The sequence below is a fragment of the Priestia sp. 53B2 genome (assembly GCF_056099005.1).
The window spans coordinates 1-255 of the sequence record NZ_JBLZXA010000088.1 but is presented as its reverse complement, the minus strand read 5'-3'; the positions used below and the strand labels follow the sequence as shown (position 1 = coordinate 255).

Here is a 255-nt window from a genome sequence, read left to right as displayed (position 1 = left end):
ATCATATGTATTCAATATTCCTTCTTACTCAACGGTGGCGAAATGGAAAAGAACCTTTGAAAAACAAGGTAAGGATGGCCTGTTTCCTAAAAAGAGGAGTCGTCCAAAAATGAAGAAAAAGCCTACTGAAAATCTTGATACAGACAAGACAAATGAAGAGTTACTAAAGGAAAATGAATACCTACGAATGGAAATTGCGTATTTAAAAAAGTTAAACGCCTTAGTTCAAGCATCAAGGGAATCAAAGAGCGAGAA

General features: G+C 35.3%; 1 protein-coding gene. It reads left to right on the top strand.

The window, feature by feature from the left end; translation table 11 throughout:
* Positions 1-16 precede the first annotated feature (16 nt).
* Positions 17-255 (top strand): helix-turn-helix domain-containing protein (locus ACN6NE_RS31250; protein ID WP_474329450.1); only part of this gene is annotated, 239 nt, incomplete at its 3' end.